Source organism: Paenibacillus sp. 7516 (genome assembly GCF_002272715.1).
Lineage (GTDB): Bacteria > Bacillota > Bacilli > Paenibacillales > Paenibacillaceae > Paenibacillus > Paenibacillus illinoisensis_A.
Genome location: NZ_NPBI01000006.1, coordinates 626,017 through 646,224 on the forward strand (window position 1 = coordinate 626,017; position 20,208 = coordinate 646,224).

At 46.2% G+C, this 20,208-nt stretch carries 21 protein-coding genes; 6 read left to right on the forward strand and 15 right to left on the reverse strand.

Annotation, left to right across the window (positions count from 1 at the left end; all coding sequences use genetic code 11):
* Positions 1-182: 182 nt before the first annotated feature.
* The 4 genes from CHI14_RS06125 to CHI14_RS06140 all read right to left on the reverse strand — a co-directional run bounded on the left by CHI14_RS06125 (position 183) and on the right by CHI14_RS06140 (position 3,767).
* The gene (locus tag CHI14_RS06125; protein ID WP_095287512.1) at positions 183-1,475 is read right to left on the reverse strand and encodes an amidohydrolase; all 1,293 of its coding nucleotides are present in this window, start codon (positions 1,473-1,475) and stop codon (positions 183-185) included.
* A gap of 138 nt (positions 1,476-1,613) precedes the next feature.
* Positions 1,614-1,844 carry a hypothetical protein gene (locus CHI14_RS06130; protein WP_249281016.1) on the reverse strand — a complete coding sequence of 77 codons (231 nt, stop codon included), beginning with the start codon at positions 1,842-1,844 and terminating at the stop codon, positions 1,614-1,616.
* A 131-nt stretch (positions 1,845-1,975) separates the two neighbouring features.
* Positions 1,976-3,073, reverse strand: coding sequence for a saccharopine dehydrogenase family protein (locus CHI14_RS06135; protein WP_095287513.1), 1,098 nt, complete (start codon positions 3,071-3,073; stop codon positions 1,976-1,978).
* Entirely contained in the window at positions 3,057-3,767 is a 711-nt protein-coding gene (locus CHI14_RS06140) for a class I SAM-dependent methyltransferase (RefSeq protein WP_095287514.1), read from the reverse strand. Before CHI14_RS06140 ends, CHI14_RS06135 begins: the two co-directional genes overlap by 17 nt.
* Before the next feature lie 128 nt (positions 3,768-3,895).
* On the opposite strand from CHI14_RS06140, the gene CHI14_RS06145 reads away from it, so the two are divergent.
* Entirely contained in the window at positions 3,896-5,002 is a 1,107-nt protein-coding gene (locus tag CHI14_RS06145; protein ID WP_170948027.1) for a helix-turn-helix transcriptional regulator, read from the forward strand.
* A 121-nt stretch (positions 5,003-5,123) separates the two neighbouring features.
* Here the strand turns inward: CHI14_RS06145 and yidC are convergent, their stop codons facing one another.
* The 3 genes from yidC to CHI14_RS06160 all read right to left on the reverse strand — a co-directional run bounded on the left by yidC (position 5,124) and on the right by CHI14_RS06160 (position 7,998).
* Positions 5,124-5,993: a membrane protein insertase YidC gene (yidC, locus tag CHI14_RS06150; RefSeq protein WP_095287516.1), complete on the reverse strand. Its 870-nt coding sequence runs from the start codon at positions 5,991-5,993 to the stop codon at positions 5,124-5,126.
* Complete coding sequence (locus CHI14_RS06155) at positions 5,930-6,280, reverse strand: hypothetical protein (RefSeq protein ID WP_193721771.1); 351 nt, start codon at positions 6,278-6,280, stop codon at positions 5,930-5,932. Before CHI14_RS06155 ends, yidC begins: the two co-directional genes overlap by 64 nt.
* A 92-nt stretch (positions 6,281-6,372) precedes the next feature.
* Positions 6,373-7,998 (reverse strand): DUF4153 domain-containing protein, encoded by a 1,626-nt coding sequence (locus CHI14_RS06160; protein ID WP_170948028.1) that lies wholly within the window; start codon positions 7,996-7,998, stop codon positions 6,373-6,375.
* Positions 7,999-8,134: 136 nt separating this feature from the next.
* Here CHI14_RS06160 and CHI14_RS06165 point away from each other — a divergent pair, with 136 nt between their 5' ends.
* Positions 8,135-9,856, forward strand: coding sequence for an ABC transporter substrate-binding protein (locus CHI14_RS06165; RefSeq protein WP_095287518.1), 1,722 nt, complete (start codon positions 8,135-8,137; stop codon positions 9,854-9,856).
* Positions 9,857-9,902: 46 nt separating this feature from the next.
* On the opposite strand, the gene CHI14_RS06170 is transcribed toward CHI14_RS06165, so the two are convergent.
* Complete coding sequence (locus CHI14_RS06170; protein WP_095287519.1) at positions 9,903-11,240, reverse strand: FtsW/RodA/SpoVE family cell cycle protein; 1,338 nt, start codon at positions 11,238-11,240, stop codon at positions 9,903-9,905.
* Entirely contained in the window at positions 11,237-11,572 is a 336-nt protein-coding gene (locus CHI14_RS06175; protein WP_095287520.1) for a PadR family transcriptional regulator, read from the reverse strand. The genes CHI14_RS06170 and CHI14_RS06175 overlap by 4 nt, the downstream gene beginning before the upstream one ends.
* Positions 11,573-11,726: 154 nt before the next feature.
* On the opposite strand from CHI14_RS06175, the gene CHI14_RS06180 reads away from it, so the two are divergent.
* On the forward strand, positions 11,727-12,314 hold the full coding sequence (locus CHI14_RS06180; protein WP_095287521.1) for a P-loop nucleotide/nucleoside kinase family protein: 588 nt from the start codon (positions 11,727-11,729) through the stop codon (positions 12,312-12,314).
* Positions 12,315-12,677: 363 nt separating this feature from the next.
* Here CHI14_RS06180 and CHI14_RS06185 read toward each other — a convergent pair whose 3' ends face one another.
* On the reverse strand, positions 12,678-13,517 hold the full coding sequence (locus CHI14_RS06185; protein ID WP_095287770.1) for a YitT family protein: 840 nt from the start codon (positions 13,515-13,517) through the stop codon (positions 12,678-12,680).
* Between the two features lie 380 nt (positions 13,518-13,897).
* Here CHI14_RS06185 and desA point away from each other — a divergent pair, with 380 nt between their 5' ends.
* The 3 genes from desA (at position 13,898) to CHI14_RS06200 (ending at position 16,800) form a co-directional block, all read left to right on the forward strand.
* Complete coding sequence (gene desA, locus CHI14_RS06190) at positions 13,898-14,956, forward strand: Delta(5) desaturase DesA (protein ID WP_095287522.1); 1,059 nt, start codon at positions 13,898-13,900, stop codon at positions 14,954-14,956.
* Between the two features lie 111 nt (positions 14,957-15,067).
* Positions 15,068-16,198, forward strand: coding sequence for a sensor histidine kinase (locus tag CHI14_RS06195; protein ID WP_481856388.1), 1,131 nt, complete (start codon positions 15,068-15,070; stop codon positions 16,196-16,198).
* A 2-nt stretch (positions 16,199-16,200) separates the two neighbouring features.
* Complete coding sequence (locus CHI14_RS06200) at positions 16,201-16,800, forward strand: response regulator transcription factor (RefSeq protein WP_095287524.1); 600 nt, start codon at positions 16,201-16,203, stop codon at positions 16,798-16,800.
* Positions 16,801-16,885: 85 nt separating this feature from the next.
* On the opposite strand, the gene CHI14_RS06205 is transcribed toward CHI14_RS06200, so the two are convergent.
* From CHI14_RS06205 to CHI14_RS06225, 5 genes are all read right to left on the reverse strand, one after another.
* A complete protein-coding gene (locus CHI14_RS06205; RefSeq protein WP_095287525.1) occupies positions 16,886-17,794 on the reverse strand; it encodes a hypothetical protein in 909 nt (302 codons plus the stop codon).
* 73 nt (positions 17,795-17,867) lie between these two features.
* Entirely contained in the window at positions 17,868-18,608 is a 741-nt protein-coding gene (locus CHI14_RS06210; RefSeq protein ID WP_095287526.1) for a polysaccharide deacetylase family protein, read from the reverse strand.
* A gap of 396 nt (positions 18,609-19,004) precedes the next feature.
* A complete protein-coding gene (locus tag CHI14_RS06215; RefSeq protein ID WP_095287527.1) occupies positions 19,005-19,508 on the reverse strand; it encodes a ferritin in 504 nt (167 codons plus the stop codon).
* A gap of 191 nt (positions 19,509-19,699) precedes the next feature.
* Positions 19,700-19,819, reverse strand: coding sequence for a hypothetical protein (locus CHI14_RS06220; protein WP_017688846.1), 120 nt, complete (start codon positions 19,817-19,819; stop codon positions 19,700-19,702).
* A gap of 93 nt (positions 19,820-19,912) precedes the next feature.
* Positions 19,913-20,170: a YolD-like family protein gene (locus tag CHI14_RS06225; RefSeq protein ID WP_095287528.1), complete on the reverse strand. Its 258-nt coding sequence runs from the start codon at positions 20,168-20,170 to the stop codon at positions 19,913-19,915.
* Between the last annotated feature and the right edge of the window lie 38 nt (positions 20,171-20,208).

Sequence of the window (20,208 nt, forward strand, 5' to 3'; positions counted from 1 at the left end):
ACTCTCCACGTCTCTTCTATTTTATCAAATGATCTGCTAGTAAACAAAAAATATATATTATCCTCACTGACTAAGGTTAAAGATGGGGATTCCGAACATTACATTTCCGTGTATATACAAATAGGCCAGCTAAGAACCTCGGTTCCAAGCTGGCCTCCTTATCCCTCATACGAAAGAGAATATTAAATTCCCTTAACAATCCGCTTCGCTCTAACTTTCACCTCACGATAAAGTTCATCCTCATCGATCGTTAAGAGCTTCCTGCCTCTCATCAGAACCTGTCCGTTTACAATCGTCGTGTCTACGTCTGCACCATTTACGCTGTATGCAAGCAGAGACTCCACCTCATGTACAGGCTGAAGATGGGGCTTCTCCAGATCGATTAGAATCAGATCCGCCTTTCGCCCTGCCTCCAGCATACCTACATCCTCCTGAAGCTTAAGCAGACCCGCGCTGCCTCGAGTAGCCATCTTCAGCACTTGCCTTGCTGGCAAGCGAGTCGGATCTCCGTAATCAAGCTTTTGCAGCCATGTTGCAGCTTTGATCTCTTCGAACATATCTACAGTCGTCGCACTACCGGCTCCATCTGTTCCGAGTCCGACATGAATGTCCTGTGCAATCATGTCCGTGATGGGAGCGATGCCACAACCCAGCTTCAGATTGCTGACCGGATTGTGGGCTATGCCTCCACGCATGCCTTTCAGCCTGCCGATATCTCTGCGATTGAAGTGCACTCCATGGGCAAGCAGAACATGTGCGTTCTCGAACATACCTGCTTCCTCAAGGTATTGCGTTGGGGTCATACCGTAACGCTCACGAATTTTCGCGACTTCTTCCTTCGTTTCGGCCAGATGGATATGAAGAGGTATATCTTCCTTTTCAGCCAGGGCAATGACTTCCATTAACGGTTCCATGGGACAGGTGTATGGCGAGTGCGGCCCGTACATCGTTGTAATTCTTCCATCCGCCTTGCCTGACCAGCGATGAACGAGATCAATGGCTTCCTGCATCCTACGGCCTCCATCATCCTCCATGAATACCATTCCGCGCGTAAGAGATGCACGCATGCCCGTTTTGGTTACGGCTTCAGCGATCTCATTCATGTGGATATACATATCCGCATATGCTGTGGTACCTGATCGAATCATCTCGGCCATGGACAATTGGGCTCCCCAATAGATGTCTTCCCGCGTCATTTGTGCTTCAGCAGGCAGCATTTTGCGGTCCAGCCAGTCCATTAACTTCAGATCATCCGAGAACCCCCGAAGCAGACTCATGGGGGAATGCTGATGTGCATTAATCAGACCCGGCATGGCAAGCATGTTTTTTCCGTTCATAATGTCGTCACCCGGATTGGCGGCAAGGTGATGCGAGATCTCGGCAATCCGGTCTCCTTCAATACGAATATCCCCCAGGAAGGGGGCCTCTCCGTCTTTCATAGATAGAATCATCGCTTGCTGAATCAATATGCCCATTCGTTTCACAGCTCCTCTGGATTCAAATAAATAGCTAGATCCAAAGGATAAGCCTTCACGTAACGGAAAGGTCAAGTCATGAATATTTCTGCATCGTTATCTTTCGATAACTTTGGATGAAAGGTTTGGGGTCCATTTTCACCATATAGGGATACACCCCGGTACTTGTATGGAGGTAGAAAAATCCCCCCCATTCCCCATTCTTCGAAAGGACATGTCGAATACATCCTTGATATGAAACTCGCGATATTTCGTTACTATTTTGTCCGAGTACAGGATCATGGATCGTTCGTTCGACTTGATCTCTTGCGCGAGACCTGTCACTTCCCTCTGTACTTTATAGTATGGCAGTACTGCAATACAGGTCATGATCCCCCTCCGCTCTTGTCATGATTCTGGTTCCATCATAGCAGATTGGAGAGGTGAGCCAAAATAATAACTTGAATTTCGAACTATAACATTGAAGATTGGAGCGCACTTATGGGGTTTATTCAAAATACTCACTTGATAACGGTCACGACATTCAGCGGAGATGGGAGCGCATGCTGAACATCTTGCAGGGTGAGACATTGTTCAATATGGAAGACGCCGTGGGGCAGTTCAGTCCGGTACATTCGTTCTGCAACTGCTGCAGCCACTGCGGCCGTCGCATCGGCTTCACGCTCACCCACTAGCAGGTGCTCAACTCGAACCGGCTTGCCTTGCTTCCATCCAGCTGCATCCACCTTGACTGCAAACATCTCTTCTCCGCCGGGAATGAGAGCGAATGCCTTGACTGTTTCGTTTCGAATGGAAGGGTAACGCAGCAAGCTGAACACCCCTGCTCTCTTTGTAATCGCCATGGATCTTGTAATCCAGCGGGAATCCAGGCATAGGCGAGTAGACACGGTTGGAATATGCAGCGTGCGGGCAACCGCGTGTTGATCCGAGAAGTTAAACCGATATGCCTTTCTGCGTCCCAGCTTTGGTCCAAAATCAATCCATTTGCCATCCTGGAAACTTCGGACCTCAGTTGGCTTACCACCCTTCATTACAGTATAAGTCGCATTCATCTGATCAACCGTCCACTCCACCGCTGCCTTTCCGTGCTTCTCCCCCAGTCCCAGCATGACGGTGATATCTGCTTCATCCACCTGATTCAGTTGAGCAGCAGCTTCACGTACAAGCAGATTCGTCACGCCAGGTGACAGGCCCACACTCAGCATGGCTGTCGCCTTGTGACGCTCCATTTTCTTATGTAATGTTTCCACTTGAGCAAGAAAATCTACCTTGGCCGAGATATCCATATAATCCGTTCCTGATTGTGCGCATGCCTCCACAAACCGTGTATCCGATTGATCGACACACATGATGACCAGCTTAACTGATTCCAGCATGACTGGATCGATAGCTTGCCTCACATCCAGCTGCAGCGGCTTCACAGTCCCCCCTGTAGAGCGACTGAATTCCTCCGCTCGATTCATTCGAGTTCCCGCTGCCCACACCTTACCCGGGAACAGTTGCCCGAGCTGGGTGCATATCATTTGTCCTACCTGGCCATAACCGCCTACGACCCAGATCTGTTCTTTATTTGCCTTAACATTAGATTCGAATTGCATAATAACCCTCCACCCAAAATGCTCCAAAATAGCGTGTAATATGAGTAAAACCACATTCAGAGAGCAGCGCCACGGTCTGCTCGGCCGAGATCGGATCAGACTCCCTTCCCAGGGATGCCTCAAACCGATCCCATTCTTCCCGTGTAATTCCCGCACTTAACATGTGGTCCCTCCATGCGTTCATCATGACCTTATGCGCAGGTGAACTCAGATCGGCGTTGACGGCGGCAAGAAGCAGCGGTGCTCCGGATTTAAGCCTCGCAGCGAGGCTGGTCATAAATTCCCTCTTTGCCTCCATGCCCTGAAGGAAATGCAGCATCAGCATGCTTGTTGCCCCGTCGTATAACTCATCCAGTGGCAATTCTTCCACCGTTATACCTTGCAGTTTCACTCTTGGACCTGCTCCTGCTTCAGCAACCCTTCGCTTCGCTAACTGAAGCATGGGCCCGGAAGGATCAACGCCGGTGAACGTCCACCCTGGGTGTCTATCAGCGAGCAAGGTAATCTCTTTCCCTCCTCCAGCACCGGCAATGAGTATCTTAGATTCGTTGTTATCCGTTAATGATGCAGCCAGCAGCCTCTCCATCAGATCATGCATATGAGAATATCCCGGGATCTTTAGGGAAATGGATTGTTCATAACGATTTTCATCTGCTGTCTTCCAGCTCATCAGGGATGAGTGATCCGCGTTCATGGTGCCACACTCCTTCTGTGTTGATGTTAGACTTGACTCCTGATTCATCTAATTTCATTATAAAAGAGTACGATGAGCCTACAATCCCAGAACAATGGGATACCCCCGCGGGAGAGGAGACACCTGATATGAAGTCAGCATTAGAGCAAGGCAGAACATCCATAACGTCTCTCGAAAAAGGATCCTGGACCTCCCGTACCTACAGGGAAGCCGTACTCCAAGCAATCCACACCGTTGTTCCCTATGATGCATACTGTTTCACGACAGTGGACCCACAGACCCTTTTATCCACCGGCGCTGTGACTGAAGACGGCATTGAAGCGATACATGATCGGCTGTTCATTAACGAATATACGGAAGACGATGTACATAAATATGCAGACTTGATTCGCAGCAACAAACCCACCGCTCTTCTACAGGCATCCATCCATGACATGCCCGAACGAAGTTTGCGATATCGTTCGATCTTGCAGCCTGCTGGCTTCGGGGATGAGCTTCGAGCAGTCCTGATCTGTGACGAGAGGTGTTGGGGGTACCTCACCCTCTATCGAAAGGCAGATCAGCCTTTCTTCTCGGAAGAAGAAGGGCAATGGATTGAAGAATGGACCACTTCCATAGCCAGGATGTTGAAAAGGACCAGTCTGTCACTTATAGATGAGATCAAACAAGGAAGTCCAGCCGATCCGGGGCTTATAATGATAACCGATACCTTTCAGTTATTGTCATCCAATGCCTCAGCCCAATATTGGCTAACCCAATTGCAGCGGCTTGAGTCAGTAGGCCCGGACATTCTGCCTCGTCCGGTACGCGCAGTTAGTTCTCATTTGTTGAGCCAGACGCTCACATCGGCTGTATCTTCGGAGTTGTCCGCAAAGTCACCTTCCAAAGTCTGCATACAGCTCCTGGATGGTCGCTATCTTGTGCTACATGCAAGTCGCATGCAGCAGATGATTGGTCCTAATCAGATCGCCGTCAGACTCGAACAGGCCATGCCGCGGGATTTGCTGTCCCTGCTTGCAGAGAGTCACGGTTTATCTGTGCGTGAACGGGAATTGCTCGGCTATGTGCTGCGGAGCTACTCTTCCAAAGAAATCGCTGCAGTGATGAATATTTCCGTGTATACAGTCCAGGATCATTTAAAATCCATTTTCGCCAAGACAAGCGTATACTCACGCCGGGAGCTCATTTGGTATTTCGTATCCCGATTCCAACTTAACGATGATCGTGCTGTTTAATAAGTGACGGAGAACAAAAAAGAAGCGTAATCCATCTAAGGATTACGCTTCTTTTGTTCTATTCGCTTGAGTACACCTTACCAGCTTGCACTTCTCATAGCGTTTTTTGTTGATAAGTTACCTAGGATTTTGCGGGTTTGGTTCCTTTGGCTGGTTTGATCTTCTTCTCCTGCAGAATTACTGTTTCCTGAGGATGCTCCACCGGATACAGTTTACGGAACAATAACGTCTGAAGGACAAGGAATGAACCGCCAACCGTCCAATAGAGCGGCATCGCTGCGGGTGCTGTCAGAGAGAAAAAGGCCATCATCAGCGGTGAAATGTACCCCATGATAGCAAACTGTTTGCGCTGTTCAGGTGCCATATTGGCCTGTGAAACTTTTGCCTGAATCAGGTAGATAACCGCAACCACAACAGCAAGCACATAATCAGGTGCCCCGAGTTTGAACCACAAAAAAGAATGTGAAGACAATTCGGGCGTTAGCCGAATCGCCGTGTATATGCCCGAAAGGATCGGCAGCTGAATCAGCAGCGGCAAGCAGCCGATATTCAGCGGATTAAAGTTATGTTTTTTGTACAGCTCCATCGTTTCTTGAGAAAGCTTCTGGCGATCTGCTGCGTCATTCTTGCCCTCGTATTTTTTCTTGAGTGCATCCATCTCGGGCTTCATGGCATTCATGATCACACGGGTTCCCTGCTGGGATTTGGCCTGGCGCATCATCAAAGGCAGCAGCGCAAGCCGAATGACCAAAGTAATCACGATAATGGAGACGCCGTAACTGCCACCAAAGATGGTTGCAATGTGCTGAATCAGATACGACAGCGGAAATACAATATAGTGATTGAAGAATCCAGGTGTTGAAGCGTTAATCTCCGAAACATTGTTACTGCATCCGGCCAAAAGCATGACTGCAAATAAAATGGCAATCAGCCCATAGATCCGTCCCTTGCCAGATGTAAAAGTGAACCCCTTGCTTGTCTTATGTTCCATATATATCCTCCTCGTTGATTGGGTTTCCATGTGTCCAACGAGGATGTACAATCTGGCTCATCTTCATCCGGTGCTTCTCTACGTCTGATCATCCTGGTTAAATCTTCAGGTCTATGCTGTCCATCAAGCGTCAGTGTTGGGAGTCCGGGTTCAACGCCGTCTCCGCCTCCGCCTTCCATCCAGTACTCTGTCAATCCACAGTGCAGATGGGCAATGTAGGCATAGCTCACGGTGAAAATAAGCCCTATTGAGAATAAATAAGGTAATAACTCCTGAAGTTCAAACAAGGGATTCACCCCCTTTATAGGTTCATTTTTATATTATAACACTTACATATCCGTTTTGCATAAATTCACGGCTTAAATGTCATCATCAATCGCTATTCTGTTCTCAATTTGGACAATTCCTTCGCAGCCCTATGTCTTGCCACGTTAAAAGAAGGCCAGGAACTGTTGTTTTCTCTCTCATTCATGTAAGCTTCACGCTCCAATAAATGATCCTTCAGCGCCGGGAATTCCTCTTCGGCAAACTTCCTTAACTGCGGAATCGCATCCGCTGACAAATTCGCCAGATAAGCCGCATCAATGTTCCCTGTCTTATGGTAACGTGCCACGTTCATCTCGGCGATCCGGTTATCCATACCCACATAATTGACTACTGCATAAGCTGTAAGTGACAGTACAATGTACCAGCGAAGCAGTGGAATGGAGGTATATCGGATGCGTATACCAGCTATGAATAGCAGCAATGCCAGAAAAATCATGAATGCATGTACCAAGAATCGAATATACGTGTACCCGTAAGCCTGTTCGTACAGATGGAGACGCATAAACGCAGAATACAGCATGATGGCGGTGCAGCCCACAAGAATAAGCAGAAGTACCTGATGAATAATCGAAGCTGTTCTCCCACTCGGTCTAGTACATTGGAGTGCAACAATCAAAATGAAAAAGTTAATACTGGTGACCAGCACCAGCTCAGCAAAGCCACTTCGGGCATATTCTGCGTAAGACAGGTCAGAGGGAAGATGCCCACTCCCTGCACCAAATAGGTAGGAAAACTGTACAAATACAAACAGTACATACACACAGTTAATAACAAACAGCATGGTGCCCACAATGATGGGATCCAGCTTCACTGTATCCCTGCCGGTACGGATGGAATGAGCATGGGTTTTGGGTTCACCCGGTTTGCTCGATTCGGTTTCCGTATTCTTCTGGCCCGCATGGTCCTGATCGGAGACATGGACTGCCGCAGGCGATAACAAGACTGCATTTTTCCAATGGGCGTTCTCCCTCTTCTCGGCTTCGTACTCCATAGGTTGAACGAATCCCCATACATAACTAAACAGTAAAATGCCTCCTATGATAATCCAGATCATTCTCGGAAATCCAGGTGTTAGAGTCAGATGGTTCAGCCATTCTGGAAAACCGGACAAATATTGATTGAATACGCCATCTGCGGAAGTCAGCAATGCGACCACCACAATCAGGATCGGGAAGGATGCGGCCAGTCCAATGAATACTTTGACCAGAACTGCTTTCTGGGACTTCCCCATTCCACGCCCCCCTGCTTTTACCACGATGCCCGCGATGGTCCCCCAGTGGCGAATCGATTGTGGCAGCAAATGATCCAGTGAAGTACCGATGATTCGGAGATCCCACCACTGCTTCCGCTTACGTCCAGCCAAATATGTTATATGTAAAATAATCAAACCAGGGATGAACAGAAAATTGAGAACACGCAGCAGTTCATTGTCAAATAGTAAAAAGGTTAGCGCGAGCATGAGTACGACTGCAGCCATCCAAGCGTCAATCAGGGTTAATGCCCGGATTCGATCCCTCGCAAACACGTACATAAATGCGTAAAAAAGAAGCACAAAGAGCAGATACGATACGCCCACCTCTTTTCCATAAAACAAATACTGATGAATAACCGCCAGCAGCAAGGCAGACAACAGTGTAATCAAAGCGCGATTCGGTGAAGCCAGTATTTTCTCAATCATGGGAAAAACCTCCATTATCTTTCTAGACTTTATTCTAGATGATAAAATAAGAAGATAAAGAGAAATTATAGGAGATAAAATTTCTTATTTTAGTCCGGTTGCACCAACAGCTCTTTTCCCGAGGAGGCTTGAAATCGTGAAACTGCATCAACAATATTTGCTGCTTCATAACCGCTTTGGTGATATGTCCGAGCATGAAGCTACGCTCTCCGATCTCGCAGAACTGCTGGATTGCACACATCGAAATACCCTTACCATTGTCAAAAAAATGGCTGCCTGCGATTGGATTCGCTGGATCTCCCAGCGTGGTCGAGGTCGCAGGTCAACACTCACGCTGCTCGTACCCGCCGAACAGATCGCAGCAGAATATATGATGCAAGCCCTCAATCGCCGGGAATTGCATCAAGCCGCTGAACAGGTTCGCGCCTTCTCCACCTCAACCATGATGCGGGAGCATTTAAACCACTGGCTGCTCGGTTACTCGGGCCATCATACGGAAGCAGGAGAGCATAACGAGCGAATTGATACGTTGAGACTGCCACTACAGCAGCAGCTCCATGCCCTTGATCCGCTGTATATTAATCTGCTTGCCGAGTCCTTTGTCACCAGTCATGTGTTTGATGGGCTGGTTCAGCGTAATGAGCAAGGAGACATCATTCCATGTCTTGCCCACACCTGGGATATTAGCCAGGATCGGAAAACCTGGCTTTTTCATTTGCGCAAAGGTGTCCTGTTTCACAATGGAGGACGATTGACAGCGGGAGATGTGGTGCATACCTTTGCCAGGTTGCAGTCTACAGAGAGACGGACATTGTATCGGGATGTGAGCAGACAGATTCTGTCTGTCGAAGCCCTGAATTCGCTCACCGTAGTTTTCCGTCTCAAAGCACCGCATGAACTATTTCTTTCCTTTCTAGCCACAAGCCGTGCAGCCATTGTCCCTTCGGACAGCACCATGAAGCCTGGTTATGACAAGTCAGTTGAATCCAAGACCATGCCAAAGCCTGTAGGAACTGGCCCCTTCAAAGTGACGTTGTGGGATGAACATCTGTGTAGACTGGAAGCATTCTCGGCCTATTTCCAAGGAAGAGCCCATCTGGACCGGGTGGATATTTTGCAGATTCCCTGGAGTTCTCACACCGAATGGGGAGAACATGCCGAAGCGGAAACGCCTTTCTTTCACCTTGTTCAGAATCCGGCTGCCGCAAAGGGTGCGGACTGGACACAAATTAGTGCGGGTGTCATGGTGAACAAGCTGCTCACTTGTAACACGCAAAAAACCGGACCGCTAAGCGATCCGGCTATACGAACTCATCTATACGAATGTATTTCTGGCGTGATCCAATCCTCTGAAACTCCGTTGGAGAATGATAAGCCTATTTCTTTACAGCTGGCTACCATTCCACAATATCGCAAGGATGCTGCTCTCATTGCAGCCAAACTGGAACAATGCGGATATGCTTGCAAGATTCATACGGCAACAATGGAACAATTCAAAGGTCCATTGCGACTGGAGTCCGATCTCATTCTATTCTCCCTGATCCGGGACCAGGATGAAGAATTACGCAGGACAGACCTCTATCTAACCCTGTCGGAACATCTGGATGAATCCTCACAATGGCGTGTGCAGATGATGCTGCAAACCGTTATTGAGTCACCATTAATGACAGAACGAACTGCAAGCCTTGACCGGATTGAACAATTTTTGCTGGATCATCATCTGATGTTCCATTTATCTGAGAAACCTGTGGAGACCGCCTATCTGCCTTCCGTGCGGGGGCTTTCGTTTAATAGTCAGGGCTGGGTCAACTTGCGCCATATCTGGTTTCCATCTGGAAGTACAGTGTTAGAAGATTGAAAGGCAAGTTACAGTTCAATTAATGTCTACATGATAATAGATCTGCTCATTGTATTGGTGTCGTCGTTGGTCGGCTTTTATTGTTCTTAAGTGAAACGGTGTCTTTGCGGCGATACACTCCAAGTAGCAATCCCATCATGGCATAATCAAAGATGAGATGGTTGCCGTATCCTATAAAAGGAAAGACCACACTTAAAATCGGAACTCTACCAGTGGTCATTGCCAGCGAATAAACCATTTGCAGTGCAAACATGGACGTAATAATGACGATAATCATCCGACCAAAGTCATCCCGAATGCGAGGGAGCGTCTTCACCATACTTGCTACAAACCAGATGATAGCCACCAGTAGCCCTATTCCGGCTGCCCAGCCAAACACATCGATGAGCAGCACACCTGGGTAATCAAAATAACTCGTTTTAAAGTTGTCAAATGCTGTGTCAAGCCCATTTCCCCACCATCCAGCTGATTGGAGGATGCCCATGATGGAGCGGTTGAAGTAACCATCTCCCATTGGATCGTCCTCAAGATTGAATACCACCGAGAATCTTTCCAAACGATGGTAAGAATCCGTTGTAAGCAAGAACAAAAATCCGATACATGCAGTTAGAATTGTTGCTATAGCTGTATAGAGCCATTTACGCGTGATCCAACAAAATAGGACAAGTGATATTGTGCTAAACAGCAGCAGGCGAACCAAATCCGGTATTTGAAACAACAGCACTACCGGTAACGCCACCAACGCTATGTAGGATAGTATGGATTTGGCATTACAATTGAAACGAAGCTTGTCCAGCATAATTGCACCTACGGCTAGTGGTAATACCCACATTGCAGCAGTAGTCAGATCCAAATAGAATCCATGTGCGCCAAAATATCTGTATATGCCATTGATACTTTTAGAAAACATCGGGTTGATCATCAACATGGTATTAAGGAGGATATATATCCACCAAGCGGCTCTTTTCCATTTACGATAATCAAAGAACATAAAGAAGGACATAAACATTATCCCCAAGATGGTGTAAGTTACTTGAATGTTATAAGAGTTCTGAAACCTATCATCCGTGACATTAGTTGTAAAAATCCACATCAGACACAGGCTGACGATGGCTAAACTAATCAATCCGATTATCAGTCCCCAATGCATCCGATAACGATGCAGCCTATGCATGCTTTTGCCTACTGCTCCGGGATCACCCATTTGCTCTATGGCATACTCGGCAGCCTCTTCCTGAGTTAAACCCTCCTGTTCCTTATCCAGCATCATCTCTCTCATGTGGTTTCCCAATTCATCGCGCAGATCGGTATGTACTTCACGAGCTTTGACTTGACTGCACATCTCGTCCAGATAACGTTTAATCTTATCATGTTGATCCGTCATGTTAAGCCTCCCTCCCCAAGTACACGATCCACAGCACGTCGGAATAAAAGCCACTCGTTTTTTTTGTGCTGTAAAGCCTCCACACCCTTGTCGCGAATGGAATAGTATTTACGTTTTCGGCCATCTACCTCCATCCAATAGGATTCCACCCAACCTTCAATCTCCATGGCATGGAGGATAGGATATAATGTGCCTTCTTTCAAATTAAATACACCTTCCGATTGACGGTGAAGTTCCTTGATCAATTCATAACCGTATAGTGGCTGATTGTATAATAACGTCAAAATTAGAGTTTCTGTACTTCCTTTAATCATTTGTTTATTTACATTCATAGGAATTCTCCTCCCTCCTGACATTCAATTTGTTACATCGGAAACCTATGCATAGTTAATCTAGGTATTATACTACCTTATTCTTCCTTTTCTGTCTATCCATCGTTTCGATCTGCTTTGTGATAAAATAACCCTATTAAGGAGGGTGACTCTCATGAGTAAACTGATTTTCTTTCTCGGCGGTGCAGGAAGCGGCAAAACGACCCTTGCCAAAGCCCTTTCCCGCAAATATAAGGCAGCCTTCTTCGATATGGATATCCTGCTCCGCCCGGCAGCCGAGGCAATCATGACGCTTCAGGGACTTGATCCATCTGATCGGGATTCACCTGAATACAAACGCTTATGTCGTGATCTGGGATATCGCATTACAATGGATGCGGCACTGGATAACGTTCAATTAGGAATTGATACCGTGGTCGTCGGACCGTTTACCAAAGAAACCGAAACAACGGGTTGGATTGAGCAAGAGCTCGGCCGAATCGGGCGTTCACTGGAAGATACGGATGTCCGCGTAGCGTACATTTATTTGGCAAACGAAGAGTTGTATCACAAGCGGATTGTGGCAAGACAATCTCCTCTTGATGAATACAAGCTGGCTAACTGGGACACCTTCACCGCTTCCCTTGCCCGCAAGCAAGTGGCCTGGCCGCTGCCTGCTTCTTCCGTCGTTTATATCGATAATTCAGAGGAAGATGTGAATGTGGCTCTATCCGAAGTTGAGAGACACATGTACGGTAACTAGAGCCATACATTTCTCGTAAACTTTTTATACTCTTTTAGACGTTTATCTGTTTCCGAAATGTTGACCCTTACATAGAATGAACTATCACTAGTCAGGAGGGGTCGCAATGAATAGAAAGAAGCATAGATGTCATCCACCCGTAACGAGATGTTATTACAAAAAGATCACCAAAACTTGTGTTACTAAAATCAAATATGTTCCCACCAAGGTTAAAAAGCACTGTCATGTTACCATTAAATATGGTGTAATCAGAAAAAGAAATCATCATTAATAGTAGCCTTCAACCCTTCTCGATAGAGAAGGGCTTTCTTGATACCAAAAAAACCGGGGGCATCGTGCCTCCGGTTTTTCTTCCACATCATATTAGGTTTTGGATAGTTCGATAAATCCTTCGCCGAACACATCACGAACATCGTGAATCGTGATAAACGCGATCTCATCCTCAGCACGTACAATCTTCTTCAACATGGGAACTTCCTGTTTGCTAATGACAATATAGAGAATTTCTTTCGGTGTTTTCGTATAGTAACCATGGCCCGACAGAACCGTTACTCCGCGATCCATTTTCTCGATGACCTGCTTCGCAATCGCATCCTGCTTTGTCGAGATGATGGTAACCGCTTTTTTCGGATTCAGCCCTTCTATGATAAATTCCATCGTTTTGGTTCCAACAAACAGCATGACAATCGTACACATGAGTCCCTGTGCCCCGATAATGAAGAAAGAGGAGAACGCCACGATCAGATCAAAAAACAGAAGTCCATAGCTGATGTTCCAATCCAGATACTTATTGGCGAGTCTCGCCAATATGACAGTTCCCGCGGTTGTGCCGCCAACTCTCACAATCAAACCAATCCCGAGACCGGCAAATAATCCCCCAAAAATCGTATTGATCCACAGCTCATGCGAATCAATCGTCCAACTCTCGGTCAGATGCAGGAACAAGGAATTGAACACCACTGCAATAATGGTATATACCGTCGTGGTCTTGTCCAGAAACCGGTAACCCACAATTAACAAAATCCCGTTCAGAATCAAGTTCATTAAACCGGGTGACCATTCGAACAGATAATACAAAATAATGGTGATCCCCGTAACGCCACCCTCAGCAAGATCATTTGGAATGACGAATAGATTCACCGCCAGGGCAAATAAAAAAGCCCCCGCCATAATAAATAAAATATCCGTTAATCGTTTCTTCATCATGTGTTCCTTCCAATCCTTCAGAAATCAACCTATCCATCAGGCTCATAAGTTGTCATATGCACTCACAATGATAGATTCTACCATGTCACCAGCAAAATTTGTATACATAATACAAATTGTTGCACGAAATGTGCAAAGGATTCTCGATTGGGATCATTTTTGAATGGGTAAACAAAAAAATAGCCACACCTTTTCCACCCATGACAAATGTCATGTGTCATCCTTGATATTCATCATTACAATAGGCTGACGTTTATGACTTACCGGATGAAACGGATTCTTTTACAATAATAAAAAAGCTTCCCTTGTAGACACAATTGGGAAACACAGAGTTATAGCCTTACTTGGCCATAACCACTGAAGGAGGACTACCATTCATGAGCAGAGCAAAAGAAATGGCACTGAAAAAAGAAGTTACCCCTTACGAGAAAAATGATCTTCGATTAAGTATCCGACAAATTATGAATACAATCCTTCCACTCTTCTTATTATGGGCCGCAGCCTACTATAGCCTGTCCGTTTCGTATTGGCTAACTTTCCCGATTGCCTTGGTGGCATCCGGATTTGTACTACGAACGTTTATCATTTTCCATGACTGCTGTCACGGTTCCTTTTTCAAAAACAAACGCGCCAATGACATTCTGGGTACCATTACAGGCGTCTTAACCCTTACTCCCTACCAACAATGGAAAGCTGAGCATTCCATCCACCATGCCACCAGCAGTAATCTCGACAAACGTGGAGTAGGCGATATTTGGGTCATGACGGTTGAAGAATACAAAGCCGCATCTCCTTGGGGACGACTGTGGTATCGCATCTATCGTAATCCGTTGGTCATGTTTGGACTCGGTCCAATCTATGTATTCCTGCTTGCTTATCGTTTTAACCGCAAGGCTGCTCGTCGCAAAGAACGCATCAACACACATCTGACAACGGTACTAATCATAGCGCTTTATGCATTCATGTCCTGGTTGGTCGGATGGCAGGCCTTTGTCATGGTGCAGGCACCCGTCTTTTTCTTCTCCGGTTTCTTCGGAATCTGGCTGTTTTACGTTCAGCATCAGTTCGAAGACACCTACTTCGAGCATGAGGATGAATGGAGTTACGTCAAGGCTGCTGTTGAAGGCAGTTCATACTACAAGCTGCCGAAGCTGCTGCAATGGATCAGCGGTAATATCGGATTTCACCATGTGCATCACCTGAGTCCGCGTGTACCGAACTATTACCTGGAAGAGGCACATAATGCGACACCACCTCTGCAAAAGGCAACGACAATTACCCTTCGTTCCAGTCTGGTTGCCCTTCGCTTCCGTCTGTGGGATGAGGAATCCAAACGATTTATCAGCTTCAAGGAAATCAAATCGGTATACCGCAAACCTTATACTCAGCCACCTATACGCGTAAACAATCAAGCGGGTCTGACAGAGAAGCCTTAAACTCTGTCGGATTCGTTTTCTTGTATTCATGCTGAAGTCGTGCTACAGTCAGGCTAAAGTTGGAATACAGCGCAAAGTCGTGCAAGGAGGAGAATTTTCATTCAAAAGTGGATGCAGCTCTTTTATAAAAATACAGGCTTGAATCCGTACGTGTGGCTCGTCTTTTTCATCCTGCCTTTCTATTATATTTCGCAATACTCACAACTTTGGACTTTGGTGACAGGAATTGTGATCATTCTTGTCTTCTTTGTCTGTTATTTGCTAGCCTTCATCACCAAGGGTTGGCAGGTGTATATGTGGATCGGCTTCCTGATTGCCATATCCATTACGATGACGATCGCGTATGATTATGCGTACTTCTCGCTATTTCTTGCTTTTTTCATTGGGAATATTAAAAATAAAGCAGGTTTTTTCACCCTCTATTCGATCAACCTGGCAGCCAGTTTTTTAACTATTAATTATGGATTCATTAATCAGAGCTCTAGATTACTCAGTCAGTTTCCGTTTGTATTTATTAGTCTGATGGCATCGATCCTGCTTCCGATCAGCACGTATAACAAAAACAACCGTGAGCAATTGGAGGGTCAGCTGGAGAATGCCAACAAACGACTGGATGATCTGGTCAAAATGGAAGAACGCCAGCGAATCGCCCGTGATCTGCACGATACCCTCGGACAGAAACTCTCTTTGATCGGCCTCAAAACCGATCTGGCGAAACGCCTGCTTCGTGTCAATCCCGAGCAGGCCGAGCTGGAGCTGAACGACTTGCGTCAAACGGCAAGCACAGCACTCAAGGAAGTTAGGGAAATGGTTACTACCATGCGCGGAACACAGCTGGTTGATGAATTGCACCGTGCCGAGCAGATCCTGAAAGCTGCTGCGATCGAGTTCAAGCTGGATGGCAACCCCAAGCTGCAGGACACCTCTCAGCTTAACGAAAATGTGATGGGGATGTGTCTGAAAGAGGCCGTTACGAATGTGGTCAAGCATAGCCAGGCAACAATTTGTACCATCAGCCTGATAGAGACACCTTCCGATAACATATTGACTGTTCATGACAACGGAATTGGATTGGAACACAGTAATAACAAAGAACGCCGCGGTACAGGAATTCTTGGCATGAAAGAACGGCTGGAATTTGTTAATGGTTGTCTGGATATTCGCTCTGGAACAAACATAGACGGAACGCAGCTTATTATTCAGGTACCGAAGCTGGTTCGTAAACCAATCAAGGAGGAATAAACATGATCAGAATCGTCATCGCCGAAGACCAACGCATGATGCTGGGTGCCCTCTCCTCCCTGCTTAATTTGGAAGAAGACATGGAAGTGGTTGGCCGGGCAAGCAACGGGCAGGAGGCTCTCGAACTCGTCCAGCAGCATGCACCAGATATATGCCTAATGGACATTGAAATGCCTATCAAAAGTGGGCTGGAAGCTGCAGAGGAATTGAAAGGTATGAACTGCAAGGTTATTATCTTAACAACCTTTGCTCGGACAGGGTATTTCGAACGTGCACTAAAAGGCGGAGTGAGAGGTTACCTGTTAAAGGATAGTCCGATCGAGGAATTGGCTGAAGCTATACGCCAGGTCATGAACGGACGCCGGATCTTCGCCCCCGATCTGGTTGACGAGGCTTATGTAGAGGAAAATCCGCTTACAGAACGAGAGAATGCCGTTCTCGGTCTCATGGCTGATGGCAAGAACACGAAGGAAATTGCCAAACACCTCTTTATTACAACCGGTACGGTGCGCAACTATATCTCCATCATTTTGAACAAATTAAATGCAAGCAATCGGATTGAAGCCATCACCCGTTCCAAGGAAAAGGGCTGGTTCAAATGAAAGTACCGCTTCAACCCATTACGACACAAATAATAGCTTGGTCAGGAGCTTCCACTCCCAGCCAAGCTATTTCATTTACATATATTTATTTGACCGATGCAACCATACCTAATGCGTCATTCGGCACCTGGTTCGTTTGCAGCTGATGGATTTGTTTGCCTTCCTGCCATGAGATCGTGACATCCACCGTTTTCCCGCCACTCGGATATTCCACGTTTACGAAGCCTTTGTCCTTCGGAGCAGGCAGTGTATGTGATTCAAGGTACTCGACCATTTTCTTGGCAATCCCCGGGTTGTTCATCTTGTCCTCGGAAACCGATCGGATTTGCAGCGTCCATCTGCCTTCCTTCCAGGTTAGATACTGACTCCCTGCGGCACCTTCGGCCATGCCTTTGATTCCATGTCCAAGATCAACTGACATATCATCGGGAATGTTGTCCAGATCCGTATCCGGGAAAATCCCTGAACTATCCGGGTCCTTATAGGTTTTCACTTCATAGGATGCGAGCACATCTGGTGTGTTGTTGGAAGACGTCAACGAAGCATCATTGACCGGAATGGACTGATCCACGGAATAGAAATTCACTTTGAAGGCATCTGACGAATTGACAGGAATAGCTGCTGCCAGATGTTTTCCTTTATCCAGGGCGAATGAAGTTGGCAGCACGGTATTCTTCATCTTCAACTGGCTGCGAATTTCCTGAATGATATCGTTCATGCTGGACTGCCCTTGTGTTCCGGTTGCTTCACCTGCGGATGTACTGGTACCCTCTGAGCTATTTTCATTATTGGCTGAGCCTGCTGCCGTGTTGTTTCCTTCTGAAGTGTTCGAAAAATCAGCCCCACCGCTCCCGGATTGAGCTTGCTCTCCTGAAGTCGAGATAGGCGTGTTGCTTGCCTCTGACGTATTGTTATCCTGCCCCCCACAACCTGCAAGAGCAAGTAACACAGCAGTAGTAACAGGAATGATAACCCAACGTTTTTGCTTTTTCATGATGATAGCCTCCTCGATGTCTTTATTTCCAGTGAATTATGTTTCAGTAAAAGTTGCATAAAGTGTAACTAGATTAACGTTTATCGTTCCAGAAGTTAACCGGCTGTACTTTTTTGGTCAATACTTTGAACTGGTATCCTTCTGCTTTCAATGTTTTCAACAATTGCGGAAGTACTTTTAATGTCGCTTCCTGATCATGCATGAGTACAACCGGTGTTGTACCGCTCTTTTGCACGTTGTGAATCTGTTTCATTACACTGTTGTAGACCTTTTGGTGATCTTTCTTGTATTTCCAATCTTCAGAATCCACATTCCAATCCCAGAGATGGAATCCACCCTGAGCAAGCAACACATTACGGTATGACGACTTGAGATAAGGCTTACTGCCGTATGGTGTACGAACAAGACTTGTTTTCACCCCGGCTACTTTGTTCAGTGTCACATTCGCCTGCTGCATTTCCTTCAAGCCGCTATATGCCGATTGATAAAACTTGCTAGGAACGTGTGTCACACCATGAAGTCCCAAGCCATGCCCATCCGCAACTATACGTTTCGTTGCTTTTGAAAATTGCTTCATTTCCGGTCCGAGCATAAAGAATGTCGCTTTGGCATGATACTGATCCAAGATATCCAGCAGTTGTCCTGTATGGGCTGTAGGCCCATCATCAAACGTAAGATATATGATCTTCGCATTCGCTTTTGCTCCAGCAGAGCTTGAAGCACTTGGCTTCGCGGATACCGACTGAGGCAGCAGGAGTGGAATCATAAGTAAGATGGCGAGTGCAGCAATAAATGACTTGCGAATATGTAGCATAAATATAAATCTCCCTTGTGTCTCGTATTTCCCCGGGTGTCTACGAATCTCTCATTGCATCCCTTGGCGATAATCCTAATACTAACAAAAAGGACATGCCTCATTCTCGCTTCAAATGCTACGTTCGAGTTACACTTTTGTCAGATTAGCCAATGAAATAAAACGAAATTGATAGATTTGCAGTGAAAATCATGCCCGTCAGGATAGATCATTTTTGACATATGTTTCATTAACCTATTTTGAATGATCTGATAGATTCAGATTAGAAGTAGTTTCTTCTTTGATTAATTTAGAACAAAAAACACAGCAAAAAAGCCTGCACAAAGGCAGACTTTTCATATGTAGAACGGTATACTCCATGAACGTGGAATACGTGTGACTAATTTGCACTCGCTATCACTCTGCAGGAGCGGTGAATGAACGTTTACCAAACTCAGCGTCAAGCATGTAGAAGGCATTGCTGTCTTTTTCAATACGACGCAGCTTCTGAATGATGCTGTCAAACAACGCTTCTTCCTCTACCTGCTCATCAATGAACCATTTCAGGAAATACATTGTGGCATGTTCGCGTTCATTCAAGGCAAGGTCAGCCAGGTTGTAGAATTTTTTCGTGTTTTGCTGTTCATGTGCATATCCATGCTCGAACACATCCAGCATGGAAGTATACTCATTTTTCGGTTCCGGCAAAGCCTCCAGCGTCGCGCGTTGTCCGCGATCATTCAGGAACTTGTATATTTTCATGCCATGGAATCGTTCTTCTTCAGCCTGTACAATGAAGAAATTCGCGAAGCCGTCCAGACTTTCACTGGAACAGTATGCTGCCATCGCGAGGTATACATGGGCAGAATAAAATTCAAAGTTCATCTGTTGGTTCAATGCTTGTGTTAGCTCTTTACTCATGTTCGACACACCTCATGCTTTCTCTAGGAATGGTCCTATTCTATCATAATGAACGATCGACTGACATGGATTATCTACCTAATCGGCCAATGAACGAATTTATGTTCTTCATATGAGATGTGCAGCGAATCAGAAAAAAAGAAAGCTCTGCCGGAATGGCAGAGCTCTCTTCATTCATTTGGAGAAATGAATTATACCAAGAACGCTTTGGAGATGATAACCAACAGGATGAACAGAACCAGAATGGCACCTACAGAAGTGAAACCTCCGTATCCGTAGCCTCTTGTTTCTCCACCTAATACTTCGCTCATTGACCGTACCTCCTCTGCAACAGGTATGGGATATCTTATGCAGGAAGAACGGGTTTGACCGGGCGAATGCCCTATTATTTAAAATTGCACTACTTAATAACGGGGAGATTCCACCCGCATGATATCGAGAAAAGGTACTTTTGCCATGAACTCCTCTTCGGTGTGTTCTACATGTACCAGCCGAGTACGGGAATCCAGCTTAACAATAACCCCTTGCACCTGCTCTTCTTTCCCCCATACCGTCAACAGCACTTCCGAACGCTCATGATACGCTTCAACCAATTGATTCCCCAGCTCTTCCAGCTCAAATTCATCCCGGGTAGGTCTTTTTGCAACTTTTGCTTTTGCCAATGTGGAGGCCTCCTCTACAGCTAATCCGACGTCCCGAT

Bases quoted from the DNA above. Each gene is read 5' to 3' on its own strand.
- CHI14_RS06125 (WP_095287512.1), bottom strand. From the start codon at position 1,475: ATGGGCATATTGATTCAGCAAGCGATGATTCTATCTATGAAAGACGGA.
- CHI14_RS06130 (WP_249281016.1), bottom strand. From the start codon at position 1,844: ATGACCTGTATTGCAGTACTGCCATACTATAAAGTACAGAGGGAAGTG.
- CHI14_RS06135 (WP_095287513.1), bottom strand. From the start codon at position 3,073: ATGCAATTCGAATCTAATGTTAAGGCAAATAAAGAACAGATCTGGGTC.
- CHI14_RS06140 (WP_095287514.1), bottom strand. From the start codon at position 3,767: ATGAACGCGGATCACTCATCCCTGATGAGCTGGAAGACAGCAGATGAA.
- CHI14_RS06145 (WP_170948027.1), top strand. From the start codon at position 3,896: ATGAAGTCAGCATTAGAGCAAGGCAGAACATCCATAACGTCTCTCGAA.
- yidC (WP_095287516.1), bottom strand. From the start codon at position 5,993: ATGGAACATAAGACAAGCAAGGGGTTCACTTTTACATCTGGCAAGGGA.
- CHI14_RS06160 (WP_170948028.1), bottom strand. From the start codon at position 7,998: ATGATTGAGAAAATACTGGCTTCACCGAATCGCGCTTTGATTACACTG.
- CHI14_RS06170 (WP_095287519.1), bottom strand. From the start codon at position 11,240: ATGACGGATCAACATGATAAGATTAAACGTTATCTGGACGAGATGTGC.
- CHI14_RS06175 (WP_095287520.1), bottom strand. From the start codon at position 11,572: ATGAATGTAAATAAACAAATGATTAAAGGAAGTACAGAAACTCTAATT.
- CHI14_RS06180 (WP_095287521.1), top strand. From the start codon at position 11,727: ATGAGTAAACTGATTTTCTTTCTCGGCGGTGCAGGAAGCGGCAAAACG.
- CHI14_RS06185 (WP_095287770.1), bottom strand. From the start codon at position 13,517: ATGAAGAAACGATTAACGGATATTTTATTTATTATGGCGGGGGCTTTT.
- desA (WP_095287522.1), top strand. From the start codon at position 13,898: ATGAGCAGAGCAAAAGAAATGGCACTGAAAAAAGAAGTTACCCCTTAC.
- CHI14_RS06195 (WP_481856388.1), top strand. From the start codon at position 15,068: ATGCAGCTCTTTTATAAAAATACAGGCTTGAATCCGTACGTGTGGCTC.
- CHI14_RS06200 (WP_095287524.1), top strand. From the start codon at position 16,201: ATGATCAGAATCGTCATCGCCGAAGACCAACGCATGATGCTGGGTGCC.
- CHI14_RS06205 (WP_095287525.1), bottom strand. From the start codon at position 17,794: ATGAAAAAGCAAAAACGTTGGGTTATCATTCCTGTTACTACTGCTGTG.
- CHI14_RS06210 (WP_095287526.1), bottom strand. From the start codon at position 18,608: ATGCTACATATTCGCAAGTCATTTATTGCTGCACTCGCCATCTTACTT.
- CHI14_RS06215 (WP_095287527.1), bottom strand. From the start codon at position 19,508: ATGAGTAAAGAGCTAACACAAGCATTGAACCAACAGATGAACTTTGAA.
- CHI14_RS06220 (WP_017688846.1), bottom strand. From the start codon at position 19,819: ATGAGCGAAGTATTAGGTGGAGAAACAAGAGGCTACGGATACGGAGGT.